The following is a 22,245-nucleotide window of genomic DNA, read 5'->3' as shown; positions in this document are numbered from 1 at the left end:
CCCCTCTCCCAGCCGGGTATGCCGGAGAAGTAAAACCGCCAGCGACCCCGCTCTCTCCGGCGAATAGAGAGAACTCACACGGAACCCGTACTCGCCCCCACGACACAGCTTACCCGTCTTTGCACAAAGGCGCAACGGCCTCACTAATGGACTACCGGGCTTTTCATCCTCTCTATCACAACTGTGGTATAATATATATGGAGGGAAAGAGACATGGGAGTGGAAATATCTATACTGGTATTTGCCATACTGTTATGCTTGGTACTCACCGTATATTTCCTTGGACACTGGGTAAAGAAGATAGCTGTAGGCCTCTGGCACGTAACGGGCGAGTGGCTGCACCGTTACTTTCCCAGGGGACACGCGCATTAGGTTGAGTACCCGGGTGTTATCCAGGATCAGGATGTGACAATCTGAGCAGCAAGGGCTTTGATTCCAGGCCGATATGCGAGCCAAGAGGGGAAGCTCCCTGTGCGCATTTGCAGCGACTGAGTCACACTATCCGAGGCAACACGTCCATCCAAAGGTCTGCCAAAAACCCTGCGCTGCGGCCAATCCCGTTTAATTATCCCCCATAACATTTATCAGGTAGCGGCGTTCGCGTTTTCGGTTGTCAAAGTCGAGCAGTACAATCTGCTGCCACGTGCCCAGTTGGAGCTTTCCGTCCGTGAAAGGCACGGTAAGAGAAGGCCCTAAGAACGCGGCCCTCACATGAGAAAAACCATTTCCGTCGTGCCAGCGCTCATTATGCTTGTAGGACATCCCTTTTGGGAACAGCCTTTCCATTGCGCCGGAAAGGTCACTGACCACCCCGTCCTCAAACTCTATGGTGGTTACGCCCGCCGTTGAGCCCGGTATAAAGACGTTTACCAGGCCGGAGGTTATGCCTGAGTCCCTTACGGCCTTCTCGACCTCAGGGGTTATGTCGCGGCAATCTGAATAGCCGTTTGTTTCTATCTCCTTTGAAATGCTAACGATAGGCATGGCTTCCCTTCATATAATTCGATGTCGTTTCTTTTTATAATACGACACGAAAATAGCATTATGGCCGATTTTTTGCAAGCACATTTGGATACACAAAGGGTAACTGGAAGAAACAAAAATACATTCTTGACAATGAGAAACGTGGTCTGCTATTATTCGCTTCTACCAGTTGCATAATAGTTCCTGCCGGGTGTTGCCGTAATCTTGAGGAGGGGTTTATGATTTTTAGGAGGAGGACAATCCGCTCATGCTCTGCGTTGGCATAGACATTGGCTCCCTGTCAACGGATGCCGTGCTGATGAATGATAAGAAGGAGGTTATTGCCTCTGAGGTAATTGCCACCGGTGCCAGCAGCAAAAAGGCGGCGGATAAGATATGGGCCAGTATGCTCGCAACCACGGGGGTTTTGGAAAAGGACATAAGGTATGTGGTTGCCACAGGTTACGGAAGGATACGTGTACCCTTCGCGAACGAAGTGGTCACTGAGATAACCTGTCACGGAAAGGGCGCTCATTTCTTCTTCCCCCGCGCCAGGACCGTTATAGACATAGGCGGGCAGGACTCAAAGGTCATTAAGGTAGACCCCAACGGCAGCGTCCTCGATTTCGTGATGAACGACAAATGTGCCGCCGGCACGGGCAGGTTTCTTGAGGTAATGGCGAGGACGCTGGAGATAGACCTCGACGAGATGGGGCCTCTGTCGCTGGAGGGGAGTGGGAAGCTGTCTATAAGCAGTCTGTGCACGGTCTTTGCCGAGTCCGAGGTGGTCTCTCTTATCGGTGCCGACCACAAGGTGCCGGATATATGCCGTGCGCTGCATATGGCCATATCCAAGAGGATTGCCGCACAGGTCCGGCGCGTGGGCGTAGAAGGGCAGGTAGTGATGAGCGGTGGTGTGGCGAAGAACGTGGGTATGGTCAAGGAGCTGGAGAAGCTCCTGGGGGTAAAGTTCAGGATAGCCGAAGAGCCTCAGATAACAGGGGCCGTCGGGGCCGCGCTTATCGGCCTGGAAGCCGTTGAGAGGACTGAGAAAAAGAAGGTGACTGCCGGCGCTGCCGCCGAGCCGCGAACTGTTTCCTCAGGGCTGAAGGCGGAGAAGGGTTCAAACGCCCAGAGCATCCTTAAAGCAGGAGCCTCCCTTGAAGATGACACCCTTCCCAGGATAGGCTATCTTTGCACGTACACCCCGGTTGAGATAATACGCGCGGCGGGCTTCCATCCGGTCCGGATAAAGGGCGCGGAGAACTGTGACGGGGCCGCCGAGGAGCATCTATGCGCCAACCTCTGCTCTTACATCAAGTCGGTCATGGAAGAAAAACTTTCCGGGGCGCTGGACGACCTTGAGGGGATGGTCTTTGTGAATTCATGCGACGGCATGAGAAGGCTCTACGACGCCTGGCGTGCCATAGACGGAGACAAAAAGTTTAACTACATCATCGACATGCCCAAGACCAACGACGATGCCGCCGTCGAATACTTCGCCAAACTTATCGTAAACTTTAAGGAAAAACTGGAGGTTCATTCCAAACGGCGTATCACCAACGAGGAGATTAAGGACAGCATAAACCGCTACAACAGGATGCGCAAGCGGGTAAAACTCTTCTTGCACAGGTGCTGGAGCGGGTACCTCAGCCACTCCGGTTATGAGGTGTTTTCACTCCTCAAACAGGGTATCAATGCCGTGCCCGAGAAGTTCACCGATTACCTGAAGCTGCTTATGAAGGATAAGAGGCGGGTGAAGGACACCAACAACGCGCCCAGGCTTTTAATATGGGGCGGCATCCTGGAGGACGAGGCGATAGTGAAGATTATTGAGGACGCGGGGGCCAGGGTAGTGGCCGACGACCTGTGCAGCGGCACCAGGTTTTATGACGTGCTGGTCGAGGTCAACGGGGACCCGTTTATGTCGCTGGCAAACAGGTATCTGAAGAGGTCTCCCTGTTCAAGGATGGTGAACGCCTCTGAGAGGATAAGTAACGTACTCACGAAGATCCAGGAGATGTCTATCCATGGGGCGATTTATCACAGCCTGAAATTCTGTGACCACTCGCTCTACGATTATCCGCTCATCAAGAAGGAATTTGATAAGCACAACGTCCCCGTGTTACACCTTACCTGCGACTATGGCCGCCAGAACGAGGGCCAGCTAAAGACCCGCATCGAGGCCTTCCTGGAACAACTCCAGACCGCAAAGAATTAACAACTGTGCCACACCCAAAGCTACCCCGGTATCTTACGTCATTCTGAGCCAAAACCCTGAGCATAGCGAAGGGGCACGCTGGGGAGGTTGGCGGTAATGTAGCGTGGGAGCAAGCTGGCACGCTACACAAATAAAGTCCTTCTGTAGTGGTCGAGCCGTGCCAGAGGCAGGTCTCACTTTCGTTCGAGCTTGCTCGACAATTATGGTAGACAACGACCTTTACGGTCGTTGAAGCAGAGTAAACTCTGCCGCTACAAATTGTTTTAGACCAAGGGAACATATGAAGTCTGTCTTGATACACCGTTGCGGGCAGGGCAGATTTTTCTCCGTCTTGTACCTTCATAATGACGGGAGAAATGCGGGATAATTTGTAGACTGAAAAACCGCTCTTGACCCCGGTCCGGGGTTGCTACGGCTGTGGCGCTTTCTTTACCTTTGCGATGGCGTTTTCCACGGCCTTTACCACCGCGCGGGTGGTTATGGTGGCGCCGGTTATGGCGGTGATTTTGGCCGGATCCTCTTGCCTCACCACTTCAAGCTGGTTCAGGGTCTTGCCCTTGAACTGGTCGCAGAACCAGGGTGTCAGGCTTACTGCCTCTTCTGTGGCGGCGGCCTTTTCTCCGCCGAATATCATGGTCCAGAGGGTCTTGGTGGTGGCAATCTCCACTATCCTCGTGCCCAGGCCGGGCGTCTCCGCCTGATACAGCACCTTGATTCCCAGGATTTTGTCCTTGTCCGGCGTAAGACCGACCATCACCTTCAACGTGCTGGAGTATCCCTGAGACCTGCCGAGGGCGGCGTAACCCACCACGTTGCCGTCTTTGTCCTGGCCCTTGAACACCCTGTCCTCCGGGGCCGTCTCAGGAGGCGTTAGCTGCACGGGGTCACCGGCTATCCCCGGCATGACCGTCAGGAGGGCCTCCATTCGCCGGTCCGCTTCCTTCCGGGCTATCCGGTCTTTTGTTAAGACGTAGGTGGCGCCTACGCCGACGGACGTAACCATAGCTATGACGCCCAGTACCAGAGTGTATTGCAGTCTCTTGCCCATGGTTATCCCTTTCCTCCCGAAGCGGCCTTTCCTACTCCCATGAGTCTAGGCTGTGTGTACCTGTCAATAAGCGGTGTGACGGTATTCATGAGGAGTATAGCGTAACACACCCCTTCAGGGTATGCGGCGTAGAACCTGATTAACACGGTAAGTACCCCGCAGCCGATGCCGAAGATGGCCATGCCCCTTTTGGTAAGAGGCGTGGTTACCATGTCGGTGGCCATGAAGAAGGCCCCGAGCATAAGCCCTCCGGCCAGGACGTGGTAGAAGGGGTCGTTGGCCCAGGGCGCCTCTATGCTCGACGGCATGACCTGTGTCAGGATGAACACCGTGCCTATGAAACCCAGCGGAATCCTCCAGTCCACGTATCCCCTGTAAATCAGGTAAAACCCTCCCAACATCAGCGCGACGGCCGACGTCTCTCCGATGCATCCGGGGATGTTGCCGATAAGCATGCTCATGTAGTCATACTGCTCCCACCCCGATTCTTTGAACAGCGGGGTGGCCCGGGTGACGGCGCCTATGAGCTGGCCGTTCTCGTCTGTAAGTGTTATATTCTGCAGGACTCCCGCATTCTCAAGGCTGCGCCAGTCGGAGTTAATGGCCGCCGGATAGGCAAGCTGCAGGAACGCCCTGGCCGCAAGCGCGGGATTCCATATATTGTTTCCCAATCCCCCAAAGGTATGTTTTACCACGGCTATCGCAAATACCCCGCCCACCACTGGGATGTACCACGCGACACTGGGTGGCAGCACGTACGCCAGCAGTATTCCCGTTATGACGGCGCTGCCGTCCGTGATTGTAACGGGCCTGCCCCTGAGTTTCTGGCAGGCCGCCTCCGTTGCGAGGGTGCTTGCCACGCACAGGAAGATGGTTGCGAGGGCATAGTAACCAAAGACATAAACACCCACCAGGCCCGCGGGTATCAGGGCAGCTATCACTGTCCACATTACCCTGGGTATGTCTTCAGGACCTCGGATGTGGGGAGAGGAACTGACAATTAACCCAATTCTTTCCGGTGTCTCCGCCATCAAAGCGCTCCTCAGGTTAAAGGTCCCTCTTTGCCGAGGGGGAAACTTTTATAGAAAAAAACTTCGCTAAGAAAAAGACTTCCTTATTTCGCGGCCACTGTTTGTTTTTCGGCTCCTTTAGACTTTTGTTTGGCCTGTTCCCGGGCCCTCTCTCGGCCCAGGTCGTACTTGGCCATCTTTATCAGGTGGACGATGGGTCTCCTGGAGGTACATGTGTAGGTACAGCATCCACACTCCTTGCACTCCATGAGGTTGTACTCCATGGCACCCTGGAAGTTTTCGGCCTCGCAGAATATACTCAGGTAGCTGGGGTTCAGGCCATACGGACAGGCATCAATGCACTTCCCGCACCGGATACACGCGCGGAACTCCCAGGTCTCGGCCCCTCGCATAACCAGGATACCGCCCGTACCCTTTATGGTGTTACCGGCGGCGCTCTGCTGGGCTATGCCCATCATGGGGCCTCCGAAGATCAACTTGTTCGCGTCTTCCTTCATGGTCGCCAGGGATAGCAGCGTCTCCACCGGCGTCCCTATCCGGGTGAGGAAATTTCCGGGGTTTTCGACGCCGTCGCCCGTAACCGACACTATCTGCTCTATGAGGGGCCTCTTCCACTTCACGGCCTCGTAAATGGCATAGGCGGTACTGATGTTGTGTACCACACAACCTGCCTCCAGGGGCAGCTGGCTGGGTTTGAACTCGCGGCCCGTTATGGACTTTATCAGCTGATGTTCCGCTCCCTGGGGGTATTTCACCTCAAGGAGTTCCACCTTTATGTTCGAGTCGTCGCCCAAGAAAGACTTCATCTTCTCGTAGGCATCCATCTTGTTGGCCTCTATTCCCACATAGGCATCGCTCACACCCAGGCATTTCATGATAATCCGAAGGCCCTTGATCACTTCCCCGGGCCTTTCCATCATCTGACGGTAGTCGCGGGTGAGGTATGGCTCACATTCCGCGCCGTTGAGTATAACAGTGTCAACCGTCTTGCCGGGAGGCGGGGTCAATTTCACGTGGCTGGGGAATGCCGCTCCGCCCAGACCCACAACGCCGGCCTCCTTTACCATATTTCTGATGTCGTCCGGTGTAAGGGCGTCTACGTCTGTTTCTTCGTTCAGGCCGGGTGCCCACTCGTCATCATTACCTCTTTTTATGACTATTGTGGGGGTTCTCGCGCCGGTAACTGGATGGGGTCTGAACGTTATCTCTTTCACCACTCCGGATACCGGGGCGTGGATGTGTGCCGAGATAAAGGCGGAGGCCTCGGCTATCTTCTGGCCTTTCTTCACCTCATCGCCCTTGGCCACTATGGGTTTGGATGGCGCGCCTATATTTTGAGCCGTTAATACGTAGGCCGTTTCCGGCAGCGGTGCCGGTGTTATCTCTTTGTCCTTAGATAGTGATTTCCAGTCTATGGGGGGATGTATCCCTCCGCCAAAGCTCTTAAGCCCTCCGGTTACTGCCATTTCGCTCTCCCGTGTTGCTGTCGTCTCATTTGTTCAGTGCTTTGTGTATCTGTCGTACGGCCTGCTTCAGGCGCAACTCGTTTTCCACCAGGGCGAATCTTACAAAACCCTCGCCATCTTCTCCAAAAGCTATTCCAGGCGCCACAGATACCCGGGCCTCGTTTAGGAGCTTATAGCTGAACTCCACGGAGCCCATGGAACGGTATCTTTCCAGAATGGGGGCCCAGACGAACATGGCGGCCCTGGGTTTCTCTACCTCCCAGCCTATGCGGTTGAGTCCGTCACAGAGCACGTCGCGGCGCTGCTGATAAGTGAGGGCCTGCTGTTCCGCGTATTTCCTGCAGTCCCTGAGCGCGATGATGCCGGCTACCTGCACGGGCGGGAATATTCCGTAATCGTAATATCCCTTTATCCTCGCCAGGGCATCGACAACCTTGTGGTTGCCCACACAGAATCCCAGCCTCCACCCGGGCATGTTGTAGCTCTTTGAAAAGGTGCTGAACTCTATACCCACGTCCTTGGCCCCTTTGACCTGCAAAAAACTGGGGGGTTTATAGCCGTCAAACCCCAGGCAGCAGTAGGCGAAATCGTGTATTACTATGATGTTGTATCTTCTCGCGAGGTCGACAATTTCCTCGAAAAACCCAAGCTCCACCGTCCGGCCGGTAGGGTTGTGTGGAAAGTTCAGTATGAGCACCTTGGGCCGGGGGTGAACGGTCTCTACGGCCCGTGTAATGTCTGCCAGAAGTTCTTTTTCGTCCCTGAGAGGAATCGTAGTTACTTCGGAACCTGCCAGCTCCGGTCCGTGCAGGTGTACCGGGAATGCCGGGCTGGTCACCAGTGTCATGTCACCGTCCTCAAGCAGTGCCAGGCACAGATGTGATATGCCCTCCTTTGAACCGATGGTGGCAACGACTTCCTTCCGCGGGTCAAGCTCCACACCCCATTCCCTCTGATAGAAATGCGCAATCTCACGTCTCAGGTGCGGTATGCCGGTGGCAGAGACACTGTAGCGGTGGCTCTTGGGGTCTTGGACTGCCTCGCACAGTTTCTCTACGATAGGAGGCGGCGTGGGGTCATTTGGGTTTCCCATTCCAAGGTCTATGACGTCTACTCCCTGGCTCCGTTTTTCATATTTCAGTTGGTTGAGCTTGCCGAACAAATACGGGGGCAGGCGTTTGACACGGCCGGACACCTTGACGGTAAATTCCTGGGGAGTGGTCTCTAGTTTAGCGTCTCTCATGCGATTGGAAGGAGGTCTTTAATATGTGACGAGATATTTCTTTACTTCTGCTCTTTCAAGCACGCTGGCTAACCAGGGGGCGAGCCTTTTTTGCACCTTTTGTTGTATAACGGTTTTCTCCAGTTCCAGTTTAACGTCTTCAAAATCCTTTGAACTCTTTTCTCTTATGTCGACTATCTTTAATATGTGGTAGCCGTCATCGGTCCTTATTATGTCGCTTATCTGCCCTATCTCCAGATATGCGACCTTTGGCCCGAAGACCCCTTCGTCGGGGCTGAACGGCCTCATCCTGCCGCCGGCCGCGGCCGATAAACGGTCTATTGAGACGTTCCTGGCCAGGGCCTCAAAATCGGCCCCGGACTGGAGCTTGCCTGATACTTCATCGGCCTCTTTTCTCGTGTCTACTACAATCTGGCTTGCCTCTATCTTTTCGCCGTATTGCTGTTCATAAGCCCTTTCAAGGTCTTCATCGGTAACGGTTACGGTCGTTTCCACTATCTTTTCCGCCAGTATTTCTACCTCCATTCCCTTCCTCAGGCGATCTGTCATATTCTCTTTCAAGTCTTCCAGGTCCACCCCCATATTGTTTAATTCCTCTTGAAGCTGCTCTTCGCTCTCAAGCCCTCTTGCCTTCATAAGCTTGTCCATCTCCCTGGCAAGGAGCCTCTCCAGTCTTTCGTTTACCTCTTCAGGACTGACGCTTAGTCCCAGCGTGTCGGCCTGTTGATAAATAACGGCTCTTCGTATCAGCACGTCGAGCCCCTGTTCGCCGAAACTCTCTATCAGCAGGTCCGCGAGCGCACCACGGGTCAGATTCTGGCCGTTGACCACTGCGACTATTTCACTTTCAGGTCCCAGAAGCGCTACGTCTTCTGTTTCTGTAATCTGCTCTTCGGCCATGAGACTCCAACACGGAAGCAACAGGCATGTTAAAACTAGCGTCACCGTCACTATGAACAGAAAATGGGCCTTATTGTAAAAAGAGGATATTATTGACATTTCCGAGGTTGGCCCCTTTAACGTAAATATAAGTCTAAAAAACACATAAACATGGAGCGCGGGATTATATCAGGGACAGTATTGACTGTCAACTGCTTTTTGGTTTTTGCCCTTGTGGAGTATGTGGACGTAGGACTCTTTATTCCCCTCACCTGAACGGGTCTTCCCCCATTGATTCTCCTGCCCCGACGGGAACGGCTCACCTTTCCCCCTCCCTTGAGGGGAAGCCACGCCAAAGTGTAATTCTTCAAAAAAACTCAGGTAACAGTTTGGCAGGTCTTCAGGTCGTATTGCCATAGGCTTGAAGGGCCTTCCCTTATTTCCCCCTCCCTTGAGGGGAGGGGGTAGGGGGAGGGTGATTGTTCACCCCCACCTGCACCGGAGGCGCATCCGCCCTCCAAACAAACCGGCGGGCTTCCAGCCTCAGGTGTGACTTCGCTTAAAAAACTCAGAATGACATAATAACACCGGGGTGACTTTTTCAGAGTTCCCCGTCTGCCTGGGCCGGGACCGACGGGTAAGCGTTTCGGAGTGACTTGCATCTTGAGTTTTCTTGAGAATACGGTATTATTGCCCGGATAAGGACGGGATTCTTGTACCGGGTTAAAGACGCCCCTATAGCTCAGTTGAACAGAGCGTCGGTTTCCGGAACCGAAGGCCGCAGGTTTGAGTCCTGCTGGGGGCGCCATCTTAAAAAGGGGGACGTGTTGTGGACAAAGGGCTGGACGAAGGATTAAAAGATCAGGCCGGCGCATGGTTTGAGAGGGGAAGCCACGACATAGAGACGGCGCAATTGCTGCTCGACAGGCAGGGCTACACAGACATAATCGCATTCCACATACATCAGGCAGTGGAGAAGTATCTAAAGGGCTATCTGGTCGTTAGCGGAAAACGTCCCCAGGATACCCATGAACTCAGGATTCTTATCAAAGCGGCGGCGGAGCTTGACGACGGCCTCGGCGGGTACGTGGAGTTCTGCGACAAGATTACCGGGTATTACGCGAACGAGTGTTATCCCAGCGGTCCACTCGTTGAACATTCCTACAAGGAGCTTGCCGGGGACCTCAGAGACGCCTGGGACCTTACCAACAGGATAAAGGAAACACTGTCAGGGAGCTGAACCCGGGGCCTTGCTCGCGTTACGGGCTGACACGGCCGGACGTCATACGATAGGCATATAGAAAATAACCCTGTAACGCCGACAGGTTTCAGGGACATCCGTATGGGGAGTTTTTTTTCACATGAAGCACAGACCACTCCTCTTTATTGTCCTGGCGTTCGCCGCGGGAATTTTTCTGGATTACTCCGTACAGCTGCCCTTCCCTCTTCTACTTACCCTCGCCGTCAGTGTACTTGCCGTCTGCTGGGGCACCCTGTTCACATGGCGTTCAGGTCTGGTGTACATGTCTGTTTGCCTTATGGCTGCATTTCTGGCAGGGGCCTCTTACCACTACGTGCGCTTCTACTCTCACGCCTCAGACGAGATTGTAAACCTGGTCACAGAAGACAAGAGCCTGATGCGGCTTCGCGGGGTTATCGCGGACGTGCCTGTCAGGCGCCAGTTAGCCCCGCCGCCATTACCCTGGAGACAGTCGTGGGGTGGTAGCAGGTCTTACCTGCGTTTCCCTCTCAGGGTGGAAGGGGTGGAGACCGGGACGGGGTGGCACGAGGTAAAGGGCGTGGTGCTGGTAAACATTTATGGCGATGAATTTCCCCGCTACGATTATGGACAGGTGGCAGAGGTGTTGGGGAACGTCTTTATCCCGTATGGACCGGGGAACCCGGGACAGTTTGACTACAGACGTTATCTACAGAGGCAAGGCCATAACATCCGTGTGATAATGGGCGTGGAGAATGCCGGTAACGTGAAGTTAACCGGAGAAAACCACGGCAACCTTCTCTTCCGCGGTATATACGGCCTCAAGGACAGGCTTTTGGCCGTCATCAATTCGTCGGCCCTTCCGGGCAGCGACACCACTCTGGCCGGACTCATCCTCGGCGACCGCAGCGAAATTCCCAGAGAGGTGATAGAGGATTTCAAGAGAACGGGCACCTTGCACTTCCTTGCCATAAGCGGGCTACACGTAGGCATACTTGTGTTAACGGTCTATTCGCTCTTACAGATTCTCAGGGTGCCGAAGATGGCAATCGTCCTGCTAATCATTGTCCTTGCCGGCACTTACGCGCTAATGACGGGCCTGAAGCCGCCGGTGTTCAGGGCGACGCTGATGGTGATATTCATATTTGGCGCGTATCTGGTCAGAAGGCAGTGGGACTTCGCGAGCGGGATTGCGGCCGCGGTGATGGTCATGCTTATTTTGAATCCGAACGACCTGTTTAACATAGGTTTCCAGTTATCGGTGTCCGGGGTGCTGGGTATAGTCTACCTGGCGCCCAGGATAGAGACCTTTTTCTGGGGTGAATCGATGTTTGTGGAACGTCTCCAGGTGGATGCGGAACGCCCGCGGATGTACCATAAGCTGTGGCCGTATCTCCGCGCGGGCATCTGTATCTCACTTGGGGCCTGGATTGCGACCTCACCTCTTATACTCTATTATTTTCACCGAATCGTACCGTTGGGGGCCCCGCTCAGCGTTATTGTTTTTCCGCTGATATGGGTCATTACCGTCTGCGGGTTTATTATACTGCCCCTGGGTGCGGTATCTCCCACCCTGGCAACCCCTGTGGCGTATGTGGCTCAGGGTGCCGATATGGCAACAAAGGCCATTATCTCCTTCGCTTCTTCCGTACCGGGATGCTCATTTTATAGTCCTGCGCCTTCCTGGCCGTGGCTTGCCGGGCTGTATGCGTTGGCCGTGTTGTTTCTGTTAAGGGGGGTAATGGGGTTAAGGCCCGGCTACATTATCTGCCTCAGCCTTATCGTGGGTAATATATATGTTTATGGCCAGATAATCCCCGGCGTATGGCTCAAGGGTGATGGTGCGCTCTTGCTCACGGAACTGGACGTAGGGCACGGGAGTTGTGTGTTCGTCCAGTTCCCCAACGGTAAGAACGTGCTTTATGACGCCGGGAAACGGGGGAGGTCTGACGTGGGGGAGAGGGTCATCACCCCGTTTCTGTGGCAAAACGGTGTCAGAACGCTTGATGCTGTCATCGTATCTCATGGGGATGAAGACCACTATAACGGGTTGCCTGCCCTGGTTGAAAGATTTTGCGTCCGCAAGGTCCTGCTGAACGAACAGTTCTTGCATTCACCCGGCGCTGGAAGGTTCCTGGAATTTCTTGGTGATGAGGGCGTTTCGGTTGAGGTTATTGAAAAAGGGGTGGAACTCGGGGGTTTGGGCAGGGTAAAGGCAAAGGTTCTTAATCCGCCAGGCAGTGCGGAAGGGCTTTCCCGCAACGACACCTCCAGTGTGCTGCTAATAGAATACTGCGGTAAAAGAATCCTTCTCTGCGGAGACATAGAAAGGCGTGGTATAGAGGCCCTGCTGGATTCGGGATATAGCCTCAAGGCAGACGTCGTCCAGGCCCCACACCATGGTAACTACATAAGTAATGTTGCCGACCTGTACGCGGCAGCGAGCCCTCGCTATATACTTGTAAGTGCCGGTTCGATAAAGGACCTGTCAGCTCAGAAGCCGGAAGGCAGTCTTGTACTGCAGACACGTGACACGGGGGCCGTCTTTGTCAAGATAAGCGGGCAAGGTACCGAGGTGTGGACTTATAAGGACGGGGAACTGTAACCGGCTAATCAAAGCCTTTTATCTCAATTCCATCTCCGGATAGTTGTGTCCTTATGAGATTCTCTATTTGATGGTCAATGTAGTGTTCTTCAACCTGGTCTTTAACGTCCTCAAAGACTACTTTCCCGCCCCCTTTTCTGTCTGTTAGCTTTATGATATGGAAGCCGAACTCCGTCTGAACGGGTTCGCTTATCTCCCCCACTTTCAGTTTGAAGGCCGCGGCGGCAAACGGTTCAGTCATCATCCCGCTTCTGGTGAAAAACCCAAGGTCTCCCCCCTTTTGAGCTGAAGGGCAGGCCGAATTTGTCTTGGCAAGCTCGGCGAAATCCGCGCCGTCATCAAGCTGTTTCTTTATTTTATGTACCCTGCCAAATGCTGCGGCATAGTCCTTTTTTGACTTGAGGGACTGGGTATCTATAAGGATGTGACTGGCCCTGACCTCCTCGCCGGTAAAGGCATCTTTGTTCTCGTTAAAGTGCTCTATGAGCACGTCATAATTAACCTTTTGTGTGAAATACTTTCTCAGGGCGACGGTATTGTTTATCTTTTTCTTAAACTCTTCTATACTGGTACCCCCCGCTGACAGTATATCTTCCAGCGTCTTTCCGTTGTAGCGGGGGTTGTCTCTCAGAGTTTTCCGCATGCCGTTGATAACGATTTCTACTTCTTCGTCTTTTGCCCGAATCCCTTCCTTTTCTACAAACTGATTTACCACGATGTCTGTCAGGATTTCATTGAGGATTATATCCCTGGCACCTGACATCTGGGAAGGGTCTGTACCTTTCAACCTTTTCAAACGCTTTTCTATCGCATTATTATAGACCTTCTCGCCGTTTACGATTGCCACTACCCTGTCTCCCTGTGCATGCAGAACCATTGAAGTAAAGGCTAATGACAGGGCTAAAATGGACATAGTGGGAACAATTAAGGCTTTGATTACTGTGTTCACGGGAAGGCCCTTTCATTTATATCACGATATCATTGGTCAAAGGTAAGCAAAAGTGCCGTTAGACCGGACGTTTCTGCCCGTCGGGTGTTTGGTCATAGCAGATGCCGTCTCTGCTTAATATTAGGCGATAGGGCTTGCGAGTCGCGGGCCGCATGGTAATTCGTAATCTATTCTAATTAAAAAACTTACGTTGTCAAGTGAAATCAAGCAAACCCGGATTTCATATTTTCACTTGACATTGACGGGATATATTTAGTAGCATGTCGGCTCGAAATTTTTGGGGTTTACTGTACAGGTAAATAAGACCCAAGCTGAGAAAGGAGGGTTTGATATGAGGAGTTTGTTGAGGCTGGCAGGAGCTGTAGTTCTGGGGAGCCTTGTGTGTTTTTCTGTGGCATCGTACTCCTTCAGCGACCAGGCTGTTGCAGGCATTAAGTGTAAGCTGGTGAACAAGGATACAGGTAAGGGTCATCCTGCCGAGTTTAGCGCCAGGGTAAAGAACTCTATAGACGAGACTCATGTGTGCATCGATACCAGTGGTTCTGGCTGCACCATAAACGTGCCCGATACCGGCAAACAGTATGAAGTAAGATGTTTCCCCTGGAATACGGAGTATGGCCTTGTGGACAGCACATTGCCCGTATATGTCAGCGGTCATCATGCACCGGTAGTAGCTTGCCGTATGAAGATAACCAGCGGCAGCGGCAGCGCAAACTTCGAGTGCTCTGCCTGGAAAGAGCATCACAGCCTCTACGAGGACGCGAAGTAGTAGATTAGTAAATAAAACTCGTAGCGCTGTTAGTGATATTTTGGATAAACAAAAGGCGTGGAGGTTTTTTCACAAAACCTTTCACGCCTTTTTTGTTTTTAGCGGTGTGGTGTTCTGAATGTTTTACCGTGAGTTCTCCGGCAATTTCATTTCCCGGCCCCCCCGCCTCGCAGCGACCGGTCGATTTCCCGGATAAAGAACTCAAAAGCCTTTCCGGCGCCTTCTAACTGGTGTTCTATGTTCAGTTTCGCCTCGAAGTGGGCGAAGGCGAGGACGAGGATGCCCACGGTTACTGCTATCTTCCCGGTGCGTCCTTTGCCTGCACCCCATGCTATCAGTGCCCCCAGGCCGATCCAGTAGACAAAGAGTGTAAGTGCAAGAAGGACTTCCGGGGCACCCGGCCACAACTTCATTACCACGAAGAGTGGAAGGGCGCTCAGGAAGTTTCTCACACCTTCCAGATACACATTCCCCTCGATACCGGTAAGGGATGCGAGAGCAATCAGACCGGCAACTATAAAACCGCCAATCGCCCCCCAAACGCAAGATTTGTCGAGCGTCTTCACAATTATTCTAATCCTAATGATTTGAAGTCCGCGTTATCGTCTGCAGTGTGGTGTGGTGGGCGGAAAATTGGCCCTCAAAGACCAAAAATGGTCGGGGCGACTGGATTCGAACCAGCGACCTCTACCACCCCAAGGTAGCGCGCTAAGCCAGGCTGCGCCACGCCCCGACAAGAAATTTCCTGCTTGTAACAGCCTGTGTGGGCTGCATTTTCGGCCGAAAAAAGCTTAAAACGATTTAGACATAAACGGTGGTAAATGTCAATGGAAAAGCACCTTATATTGTTTTGACTTCCGCGAAACCTTGACATATAATTAACGTTTGTGGGGATGGCGGCAGGAAAAAGGTCTTCCCCGCCACTTTTCTGGAATTGCAGTAGAGCCAATTTAATTAGTACTGCCTGACAAAGGTATGAAAAAAAAGCCAAAAAAGAAGCAAAAATCCAAGGCCACCTTCTCCATCGGATATCTTATTCTCTTCCTGCTGGTAATGTATGCGCTACAGGTGATGGTGACACCCAAGTCGGAGGAGGTTACGTATACACAGTTTAAGGAATATCTTAAGAACGGCGAGATAGTAGACTGTTCCGTGGGGCAGACTTACATAAAGGGCCGCTACCGGAGACCCGCCCAGGAGGGTGAGGGCTGGGAGGAGGTGCCTTTCTTTACCGTATCCGTCCATGACCCGAAGCTGGTCGATGAGCTGGAGGCAAGCAATATCACCTTCAGGGGGGAGGCGGAGAACAACTTCCTGGGGAACTTCCTGATGTGGTGGCTGTTCCCCCTTGCGATGATGGGCCTCATATGGTTCTTTCTGTTCAGGCGGATGGGGGGTATGGGTTCACCCTTCATGTCGTTCGGCAAGGCGAAGACAAAACTTTATACCGAGAGCGAAACGGAGAAGACGACGTTTGCGGACGTGGCAGGCTGTGATGAGGCCAAGGAGGAGCTTAAAGAGATAATCGCCTTCCTTTCCTATCCAGAACGGTTTCAGAAGTTGGGGGGCAAGATTCCTAAAGGCGTGCTGCTGGTCGGTGCGCCCGGTACGGGCAAGACCCTGCTGGCCAGGGCAGTCGCCGGGGAGGCGAAAGTGCCGTTCTTCAGCATAAGCGGTTCTGATTTTGTCGAGATGTTTGTGGGTATGGGCGCCGCCAGGGTGCGAGACATGTTTGAGCAGGCAAAGGAGAAGGCCCCGTGTATCGTATTTATTGATGAGCTAGACAGCGTGGGCCGGCAGAGGGGAGCCGGACTGGGGGGTGGACACGACGAGAGGGAGCAGACCCTCAACCAGCTGCTGGCCGAGATGGATGGGTTCTCTTCCCAGAAGGGGGTCATTATTATGGCGGCGACGAACCGTCCGGACGTCCTGGATGCTGCCTTACTGAGGCCCGGGAGGTTTGACCGCCAGATAACCGTTGACAGGCCCGACCTCATCGGCAGGGAAGCAATCTTAAAGGTCCACATAAAGGGCGTAAAGCTGGGTCCGGAGGTAGACCTAAAGGTTATCGCCAAGCGCACTCCGGGGTTTTCGGGCGCGGACCTGGCCAACGTGGTAAACGAGGCGGCGCTGCTGGCGTCCAGACGCGATAAGGAATGCGTAGAGATGGAAGAGATGGAAGAGGCCATCGACAGGGTGATAGCCGGCCCGGAACGTAAGAGCAGGGTAATGAGTACGGTGGAAAAAAAGACGGTGGCCTATCATGAGTCCGGCCATACACTTGTGGCCGCCCTGTTGCCGAATACGGACCCTGTGCACAAGGTCTCCATAATACCAAGGGGTTCTGCCGCGCTGGGCTATACGCTCCAGCTGCCCATGGAGGACAAGTACCTTACCACTGAGTCGGAGATCATGGGCACACTGTGTGTCCTGCTGGGTGGAAGGGCTGCCGAGTCTCTGATCTTCGGTGAGATTTCTACCGGCGCGCACAACGACATTGAAAAGGTGACACACGTGGCCAGGGACTATGTATGCAAGTTCGGTATGAGCAAAAAGCTCGGGCCGCAGACGTTTGGCCGACAGTCGGGCAATATCTTTTTAGGCCATGACCTGGTACAGGAAAAGGAATATAGTGAGAATACGGCCATTCTCATCGATGAGGAGGTCACCCGGATCATAAAGGATAGTTATGAGAAGGCCTACCAGATGCTGTCTGTAAACAGGGACAAACTAGAGCTCCTGGCCAGTAAGCTGGAGGAGGTTGAGATACTGGAGGGCGAGCAGATTATAGAACTCCTGGGCCTTGAAGGGAAGGAGAAAGAAAAGAGGGAAAGATACGCGAAGAAGAAGGAGGCGTACGAGAAGAAGAAGACCGTTGAGGGGGTTACAACCTTTTCAAAGCCGGAGGGCTCGGGTAGCAGCTAAAAGGGCGCGGGGGTTGGAAAGCAAGAGTTCCAGGTATGAATTAAATGGCAGGCTAAACGCCTGCTTTTTTTATTGCGATACGTAGTTGCCTGATTTATCAGGCAAAATGTGGGGACAGGGTTTGTCTCACGCCAGAGGCGGACCCGCTATTTTTTGAGCGGGCCTGTCCGCGGACAGCCACAAGGGCTGTCCCTACAAAACACTGTCATTCTGAGGGAGTGAAACGATCGAAGAATCTAGACTCTTCGCTGGCTCCTTTGCTATGCTCAGGACTTCGACTCAGAGTGACACTTCGTGTCAGATTCTTCACCGCCCCTTCGCTACACTCAGGACTTTGGCTCAGAATGACGAAATGCGATGACCTGTTTGAGATGCGTCGAGATGTCCCCTGTACGGAACCTTGCTGATGACCTGTATCTTCCCCTTGTAAGACTTGTGGAGTTTTAATGATTTCTTGTATATTTCCTCGGTTTTCACGGTTTCTCTCCCAGACAAAATGGTGGTCAAGAAGGTAAAATTCTAATGGGTGAATACCTAAAAATCAATCCTTTTGCCCGGAAGGCCCATGCTGGTAAAGAAGGCGGCCTGAGATGTTGCAAAAACATCTTAAGCCCTGTAATATTCGGTACTTATTCCATAATAGCTACCTGCCTTTGCGGGTGAAGGCTTCTATTATTGACATCCCTGTGAGTATATGATACATAAAAGAACTTCGATATTAAGTTAAGACCTGCTTGACGTGTCCTGTTTAGGGGGGGCGGAGGTAGAGAGAAGCTTCCTTCGGTCTCCTTTTGTCTTTTAGCCGAAACACGGTTGCCATGGAAAAGTATTTCTCTCTGTTTGTTTTTGTCCTTTCATACGCGGGGTTTATTATGTTTCCCGCGCGTCGCGCCTACTGTGCCTGTGCAGGGGCCCTGGCGTTGTTATTGTTTGGAGCAATAGGCCCGTGGGAGGCCGTGGAGGCTATAAACTGGAACGTTATGGGCATATTTGTCGGCACGCTGGTTGTGGCGGAACTCTTTATGTTTTCCAAAATGCCCGCATACCTGGCTGAGCACCTGGTGAACAGGTCGAGTAATACGTGTGTGGCCATGCTGTTTGTGTGTGGCCTGACAAGCATTATGTCGGCCTTTACTGAAAACGTTGCTACGGTCCTTATCGCAGCGCCTATCGCACTGGCGATTGCGGACAGGCTGGATGTAAACCCGAGCCTGTTTATCATCGCCCTGGCGATATGTTCTAACCTCCAGGGCACGGCGACACTTATCGGTGACCCCCCGAGTATGATCCTGGCGGGCTGGACGGGGATGACCTTTAACGACTTCTTCTTCTATCAGGGCAGGCCCAGCATATTCTTCGCGGTTGAGATAGGGGCGGTAGCGTCATTCTTTGTCCTCTATTTCTTGTTTAGAAGGTTCCAGCAGCCGGTGGGCGTGATAGAGGTGGAAAAGGTTACCTCGTGGGTACCGACGTGGATGCTGGTGCTTCTTATGGTTGCCCTGGCGTTGTCGTCATTTCTCGACCCGGGGTTTGGATATATGGCTGGTTTGATATGCATGGTGTTCGGCATATTTGGGCTGGTGTGGTATAAGGCCACATCGGGAGACAGCATGAGGGAGTTTGTTAAAGTCCTCGACTGGGACACCACCCTTTTCCTGATGGGGATATTTATTATTGTTGGCGGACTGATTTCCGCCGGATGGATAGACGATATCGCGGTTTTTATACGGGGCATTAGCGGCAACAGCGTCTTTGGCACATTTGTTATGATAGTGTTTTTGTCCGTAGTGTTTTCCGCTTTTATTGACAATGTTCCTTTTCTCCTGGCGATGATCCCCGTGTCACAGCAACTTGGGCAGGATATGCAGAGTTCACCGATGCTGTTATTGTTCGGGCTGCTGGTGGGCGCCTGTCTCGGTGGCAATATTACCCCGGTCGGAGCCTCTGCTAATATTGTGGCCATCGGAATCCTTAGAAAACGGGGTGTCCAGGTAACCTTTATGGAATTTGTCAAGGTAGGACTTCCGTTTACAATAGTCGCTGTAGTGTCATCGTGTATATTCCTCTGGGTCGTATGGAAATAACGATCCAGCCGACCCACGCCCACACAACGGGAGACCCCGCGGGTGGAAGAAGAGAGAAGAAAAGGTATGTGCAAAGGAAGGTTGATTTCCTGTTTTCTTGCGGCGGTTTTGCTGACCTGCGGCCTTGAGGGTAAGTTGTGGAGTGAACCATTCTTACAGGTATCGGGAACGGGAGTGATTGGGATGGCTGCGGAAGAGGAGGAAGGCGGGGAGTCAACCACGCAGGAACAGAGGCCGGAGGAAATATACCCCGAAACCGGGGAGTATGACGAAGAGGATATATTGGAAGAGGAGTTTCCAATGGATAACTGGGGGCGAGAAGAGACGCTTAAAAAACCTTCCGGCGAGGGCGCCCATGAAATAAAGGGTGACAAGTAACGGTTGGCCATTATATATCTTGTCAAATCCATGGCTACAAACAAAATATATAAAGATATATAGAGGTGGTCCCAGCCGCGTAATAGATTTCCGAAGTGTTCAACCGGCCATATTTTATTGACAAAGTCTGTTTCTGATGTTATCTTCTAGAGCCTTTTTCTTGGTACGACTTCTTTGATACTGGGTACTTGAGGGTAGGAAAAAATGCAGACCTCGCTGAGGGTCCTCCAGAACTCCTCCTTGTTACGTCTTGCCGGCTATTGTCTTGTAATAGTCGTAGCCGCCGGCATAGGATATCTTCTCGCATCAAAATATGAGAGCCTGGAGAAGATCCCCCTCCCGATAATTCTGGCATGTGGAATCTTTGGCGTTACTTACATTGCCATCCTCTCCGAGAAGGTTCACCGGACCATAGCCGGAATCTGTGGCGCGGTTGCCATGGGCTTCGTAGGGCACTGGATGGGTTTTTATTCCCAGAGCGAGGCAGTAGCGGCAATAGACTGGTACACGATAGGCCTGCTTTTTGCGATGATGGTCATTGTGGGCATGCTTAAGAAGACAGGCTTCTTTGAATACCTTGCCATTATCACCGCAAAAAAGACGATGGGTGACCCGTGGCGCCTGACCATACTCCTCGGCGTTGTTACAACCGTAGTATCAATGATGATTGATAACGTTACCACTGTGGTGGTGATAGCCCCTGTGACTGTCGCCATATGCGAGATAATAGGCATTAATCCCATCCCGGTTCTTCTGTCCGAGGCCTTGCTTTCAGACGTGGGCGGTGTCGCCACGCTGGTCGGTGACCCGCCGAATATGATTATAGGGTCTGTTACGGGACTGAGCTTCAACTCGTTTATCATACATCTTGGTCCACCCGTACTTCTAAGCTGGGTGGTATGTCTGCTTGTACTCAGATTGGTATTGTGGAAGGAACTGTCCCAAAAGCCAAAGAATATTGAAGGGCTCCTGAAGATGAACGCGAGAGGGGCAATTACGGACATGGCTTCTCTGAAGAAGGTGCTGATTGCCCTGGGGATTATTATCGGGCTGTTCTTTTTCCAGAGCAAGCTTGGCCTGTTTCCCTCGAGCATTGCCATGTTTGGTGTCGCCATCGCCCTGATTTGGGTCCGGCCGAACCCTGATGAGGCGTTGATGGAGGTACACTGGAGCGTGTTGTTGTTCTTTATCGCGCTCTTTATATGCGTAGGTGGTATAGAAAAGGCCGGCGTGCTGGAGATACTGGGTAGCAAGATTGCCGCTCATGCACATTCAAACCCCATGCTTACGTGCGCCATGCTATTCTGGGTGGCGGCGATAAGTTCTGCCATTGTAGACAACATCCCATTCACCATTGCCATGGTACCCGTAATACAGCACTTAGAGACGGAGGGTGTCGCCGTAATGCCCCTGTGGTGGGCACTGGCTATGGGTGTGGGCTTCGGCGGCAACGGCACCCCGATAGGTTCTACCGCCAATATAGTCACTGTCGCCGTGAGCGAGAGGACCAAGTATCCCATCACTATGAGGGTATGGCTAAAGGCGGGTACGACCACAATGGTCGCCTGCTGTATAATGGGAATGGCTTTTGAGCTCATCTTCTTTGACTTTTATCAATAAACATTTACTCTCCGCAGTTTAGGCCTCTAATATAATATTGGTCCATGCTGGAACGACTCCGGAGGTGACGGGACCACCGGAGCGATTACACCTAATGGGCATACCTTATCCGCGCTGTGGGCTGTATTTAACTCCTTGACAACCGCCATACGGGATGTTATTTTGTGCGCAATATAGCAAGCCATGCGCGTAAAATACGGATGTATCGTAAAACATAGATAATACGTGTTTTATGGCCTCTGGCGGGAGCTGTTTGGGAAGTCTTTTTCAAACTCAAGCGGGGTGAAGTGAAAGAACAATCACCATCTGAAAAAGATACGGTGGTACAGACTTCACGAATAAGGCTTGGTGGGAGGGTGACATGTTAAATTCGTTGTTAGACGGGCTTCAGGAAGTATCGGGAAAGGTAATGAGTTCCGGCATTGTAAGCAGGGTAACCGGTGCCTTTTTTGTTGTGATATGCCTGGCATCGGGTATTTGCCTGTTGATTACAGTTATGTATCTGGCAAACCCCAAGGGTTTCGACGAGTGGCTGAGCCATGCACTTGTAGAAAACACCGCGGTAGCGGGCACCGAGGAGACAGCAGAGGCCGAAGAAGGTGGAGAGGCTGAAGAAAGTGCAGAGGCCGAAGAAGGTGGAGAGGCTGAAGAAAGTGCAGAGGCCGAAGAAGGTGGAGAGGCCGAAGAAGTAGAAGAAGTAGAAGAAGTAGCCGTCGAGGGGGATGTGGAAGTAACGGAGGAAGCCGAATAGGGTCTGTAGAGGGATAAAGGACAGATTACCCTTAGTACTCAGGAATGTTCAGGCTCTGTGCCGGACACCACGGATAAAGTGGGGTGTAGACGTT

At 52.5% G+C, this 22,245-nt stretch carries 18 protein-coding genes and 2 tRNA genes; 11 read left to right on the top strand and 9 right to left on the bottom strand.

What is annotated here, in order from left to right:
• Positions 1 to 213: 213 nt before the first annotated feature.
• Entirely contained in the window at positions 214 to 372 is a 159-nt protein-coding gene (locus tag NOU37_03890; protein MCQ4574374.1) for a hypothetical protein, read from the top strand.
• A 189-nt stretch (positions 373 to 561) separates the two neighbouring features.
• Here NOU37_03890 and NOU37_03885 read toward each other — a convergent pair whose 3' ends face one another.
• Positions 562 to 984 (bottom strand): secondary thiamine-phosphate synthase enzyme YjbQ, encoded by a 423-nt coding sequence (locus NOU37_03885; GenBank protein MCQ4574373.1) that lies wholly within the window; start codon positions 982 to 984, stop codon positions 562 to 564.
• A 247-nt stretch (positions 985 to 1,231) separates the two neighbouring features.
• On the opposite strand from NOU37_03885, the gene NOU37_03880 reads away from it, so the two are divergent.
• Positions 1,232 to 3,184, top strand: a complete 1,953-nt coding sequence (locus NOU37_03880; GenBank protein ID MCQ4574372.1) for an acyl-CoA dehydratase activase — start codon at positions 1,232 to 1,234, stop codon at positions 3,182 to 3,184.
• Positions 3,185 to 3,593: 409 nt separating this feature from the next.
• On the opposite strand, the gene NOU37_03875 is transcribed toward NOU37_03880, so the two are convergent.
• From NOU37_03875 to NOU37_03855, 5 genes are all read right to left on the bottom strand, one after another.
• Entirely contained in the window at positions 3,594 to 4,232 is a 639-nt protein-coding gene (locus NOU37_03875) for an RnfABCDGE type electron transport complex subunit G (GenBank protein MCQ4574371.1), read from the bottom strand.
• 2 nt (positions 4,233 to 4,234) lie between these two features.
• On the bottom strand, positions 4,235 to 5,263 hold the full coding sequence (locus NOU37_03870; GenBank protein MCQ4574370.1) for an RnfABCDGE type electron transport complex subunit D: 1,029 nt from the start codon (positions 5,261 to 5,263) through the stop codon (positions 4,235 to 4,237).
• An 83-nt stretch (positions 5,264 to 5,346) separates the two neighbouring features.
• Positions 5,347 to 6,729, bottom strand: a complete 1,383-nt coding sequence (rsxC, locus tag NOU37_03865) for an electron transport complex subunit RsxC (protein MCQ4574369.1) — start codon at positions 6,727 to 6,729, stop codon at positions 5,347 to 5,349.
• A 25-nt stretch (positions 6,730 to 6,754) separates the two neighbouring features.
• The gene (locus NOU37_03860; GenBank protein MCQ4574368.1) at positions 6,755 to 7,972 is read right to left on the bottom strand and encodes an aminotransferase class I/II-fold pyridoxal phosphate-dependent enzyme; all 1,218 of its coding nucleotides are present in this window, start codon (positions 7,970 to 7,972) and stop codon (positions 6,755 to 6,757) included.
• Between the two features lie 18 nt (positions 7,973 to 7,990).
• Positions 7,991 to 8,872 carry a peptidylprolyl isomerase gene (locus NOU37_03855; GenBank protein MCQ4574367.1) on the bottom strand — a complete coding sequence of 294 codons (882 nt, stop codon included), beginning with the start codon at positions 8,870 to 8,872 and terminating at the stop codon, positions 7,991 to 7,993.
• Between the two features lie 710 nt (positions 8,873 to 9,582).
• On the opposite strand from NOU37_03855, the gene NOU37_03850 reads away from it, so the two are divergent.
• The 3 genes from NOU37_03850 to NOU37_03840 all read left to right on the top strand — a co-directional run bounded on the left by NOU37_03850 (position 9,583) and on the right by NOU37_03840 (position 12,675).
• A tRNA-Arg gene (locus NOU37_03850) sits at positions 9,583 to 9,659 on the top strand.
• Between the two features lie 21 nt (positions 9,660 to 9,680).
• Positions 9,681 to 10,091, top strand: coding sequence for a HEPN domain-containing protein (locus NOU37_03845; GenBank protein ID MCQ4574366.1), 411 nt, complete (start codon positions 9,681 to 9,683; stop codon positions 10,089 to 10,091).
• A 121-nt stretch (positions 10,092 to 10,212) separates the two neighbouring features.
• Positions 10,213 to 12,675, top strand: a complete 2,463-nt coding sequence (locus NOU37_03840) for a DNA internalization-related competence protein ComEC/Rec2 (protein MCQ4574365.1) — start codon at positions 10,213 to 10,215, stop codon at positions 12,673 to 12,675.
• A gap of 4 nt (positions 12,676 to 12,679) precedes the next feature.
• On the opposite strand, the gene NOU37_03835 is transcribed toward NOU37_03840, so the two are convergent.
• Entirely contained in the window at positions 12,680 to 13,588 is a 909-nt protein-coding gene (locus tag NOU37_03835; protein ID MCQ4574364.1) for a peptidylprolyl isomerase, read from the bottom strand.
• A gap of 367 nt (positions 13,589 to 13,955) precedes the next feature.
• Here NOU37_03835 and NOU37_03830 point away from each other — a divergent pair, with 367 nt between their 5' ends.
• Positions 13,956 to 14,393 carry a hypothetical protein gene (locus NOU37_03830; GenBank protein MCQ4574363.1) on the top strand — a complete coding sequence of 146 codons (438 nt, stop codon included), beginning with the start codon at positions 13,956 to 13,958 and terminating at the stop codon, positions 14,391 to 14,393.
• Between the two features lie 146 nt (positions 14,394 to 14,539).
• Here the strand turns inward: NOU37_03830 and NOU37_03825 are convergent, their stop codons facing one another.
• Both NOU37_03825 and NOU37_03820 read right to left on the bottom strand, forming a co-directional pair.
• Positions 14,540 to 14,959 carry a hypothetical protein gene (locus tag NOU37_03825; GenBank protein MCQ4574362.1) on the bottom strand — a complete coding sequence of 140 codons (420 nt, stop codon included), beginning with the start codon at positions 14,957 to 14,959 and terminating at the stop codon, positions 14,540 to 14,542.
• Between the two features lie 88 nt (positions 14,960 to 15,047).
• A tRNA-Pro gene (locus NOU37_03820) sits at positions 15,048 to 15,126 on the bottom strand.
• A gap of 242 nt (positions 15,127 to 15,368) precedes the next feature.
• On the opposite strand from NOU37_03820, the gene ftsH reads away from it, so the two are divergent.
• From ftsH to NOU37_03795, 5 genes are all read left to right on the top strand, one after another.
• Positions 15,369 to 17,318, top strand: coding sequence for an ATP-dependent zinc metalloprotease FtsH (gene ftsH, locus NOU37_03815; protein MCQ4574361.1), 1,950 nt, complete (start codon positions 15,369 to 15,371; stop codon positions 17,316 to 17,318).
• Positions 17,319 to 18,136: 818 nt separating this feature from the next.
• On the top strand, positions 18,137 to 19,402 hold the full coding sequence (locus tag NOU37_03810; protein MCQ4574360.1) for an SLC13 family permease: 1,266 nt from the start codon (positions 18,137 to 18,139) through the stop codon (positions 19,400 to 19,402).
• Positions 19,403 to 19,444: 42 nt separating this feature from the next.
• Positions 19,445 to 19,780 (top strand): hypothetical protein, encoded by a 336-nt coding sequence (locus tag NOU37_03805; GenBank protein ID MCQ4574359.1) that lies wholly within the window; start codon positions 19,445 to 19,447, stop codon positions 19,778 to 19,780.
• Positions 19,781 to 19,984: 204 nt separating this feature from the next.
• Positions 19,985 to 21,400: an ArsB/NhaD family transporter gene (locus NOU37_03800; GenBank protein ID MCQ4574358.1), complete on the top strand. Its 1,416-nt coding sequence runs from the start codon at positions 19,985 to 19,987 to the stop codon at positions 21,398 to 21,400.
• Positions 21,401 to 21,761: 361 nt separating this feature from the next.
• Entirely contained in the window at positions 21,762 to 22,151 is a 390-nt protein-coding gene (locus NOU37_03795) for a hypothetical protein (protein ID MCQ4574357.1), read from the top strand.
• Positions 22,152 to 22,245: the final 94 nt, after the last annotated feature.

Origin of the sequence: Candidatus Bathyanammoxibius amoris (assembly GCA_024451685.1) — a bacterium.
GTDB classification, from domain to species: domain Bacteria; phylum Planctomycetota; class Brocadiia; order Brocadiales; family Bathyanammoxibiaceae; genus Bathyanammoxibius; species Bathyanammoxibius amoris.
This window is presented reverse-complemented; position numbering and strand designations above follow the sequence as displayed.

What these genes read in the sequence shown, in the direction of transcription:
- NOU37_03870 (MCQ4574370.1), bottom strand. Translation starts at nt 5,263, where the DNA reads ATGGCGGAGACACCGGAAAGAATTGGGTTAATTGTCAGTTCCTCTCCC.
- NOU37_03835 (MCQ4574364.1), bottom strand. Translation starts at nt 13,588, where the DNA reads ATGTCCATTTTAGCCCTGTCATTAGCCTTTACTTCAATGGTTCTGCAT.
- NOU37_03880 (MCQ4574372.1), top strand. Translation starts at nt 1,232, where the DNA reads ATGCTCTGCGTTGGCATAGACATTGGCTCCCTGTCAACGGATGCCGTG.
- NOU37_03860 (MCQ4574368.1), bottom strand. Translation starts at nt 7,972, where the DNA reads ATGAGAGACGCTAAACTAGAGACCACTCCCCAGGAATTTACCGTCAAG.
- ftsH (MCQ4574361.1), top strand. Translation starts at nt 15,369, where the DNA reads ATGAAAAAAAAGCCAAAAAAGAAGCAAAAATCCAAGGCCACCTTCTCC.
- NOU37_03810 (MCQ4574360.1), top strand. Translation starts at nt 18,137, where the DNA reads ATGGAAAAGTATTTCTCTCTGTTTGTTTTTGTCCTTTCATACGCGGGG.
- NOU37_03875 (MCQ4574371.1), bottom strand. Translation starts at nt 4,232, where the DNA reads ATGGGCAAGAGACTGCAATACACTCTGGTACTGGGCGTCATAGCTATG.
- rsxC (MCQ4574369.1), bottom strand. Translation starts at nt 6,729, where the DNA reads ATGGCAGTAACCGGAGGGCTTAAGAGCTTTGGCGGAGGGATACATCCC.
- NOU37_03795 (MCQ4574357.1), top strand. Translation starts at nt 21,762, where the DNA reads ATGTTAAATTCGTTGTTAGACGGGCTTCAGGAAGTATCGGGAAAGGTA.
- NOU37_03830 (MCQ4574363.1), top strand. Translation starts at nt 13,956, where the DNA reads ATGAGGAGTTTGTTGAGGCTGGCAGGAGCTGTAGTTCTGGGGAGCCTT.
- NOU37_03890 (MCQ4574374.1), top strand. Translation starts at nt 214, where the DNA reads ATGGGAGTGGAAATATCTATACTGGTATTTGCCATACTGTTATGCTTG.
- NOU37_03885 (MCQ4574373.1), bottom strand. Translation starts at nt 984, where the DNA reads ATGCCTATCGTTAGCATTTCAAAGGAGATAGAAACAAACGGCTATTCA.
- NOU37_03840 (MCQ4574365.1), top strand. Translation starts at nt 10,213, where the DNA reads ATGAAGCACAGACCACTCCTCTTTATTGTCCTGGCGTTCGCCGCGGGA.
- NOU37_03800 (MCQ4574358.1), top strand. Translation starts at nt 19,985, where the DNA reads ATGCAGACCTCGCTGAGGGTCCTCCAGAACTCCTCCTTGTTACGTCTT.
- NOU37_03855 (MCQ4574367.1), bottom strand. Translation starts at nt 8,872, where the DNA reads ATGGCCGAAGAGCAGATTACAGAAACAGAAGACGTAGCGCTTCTGGGA.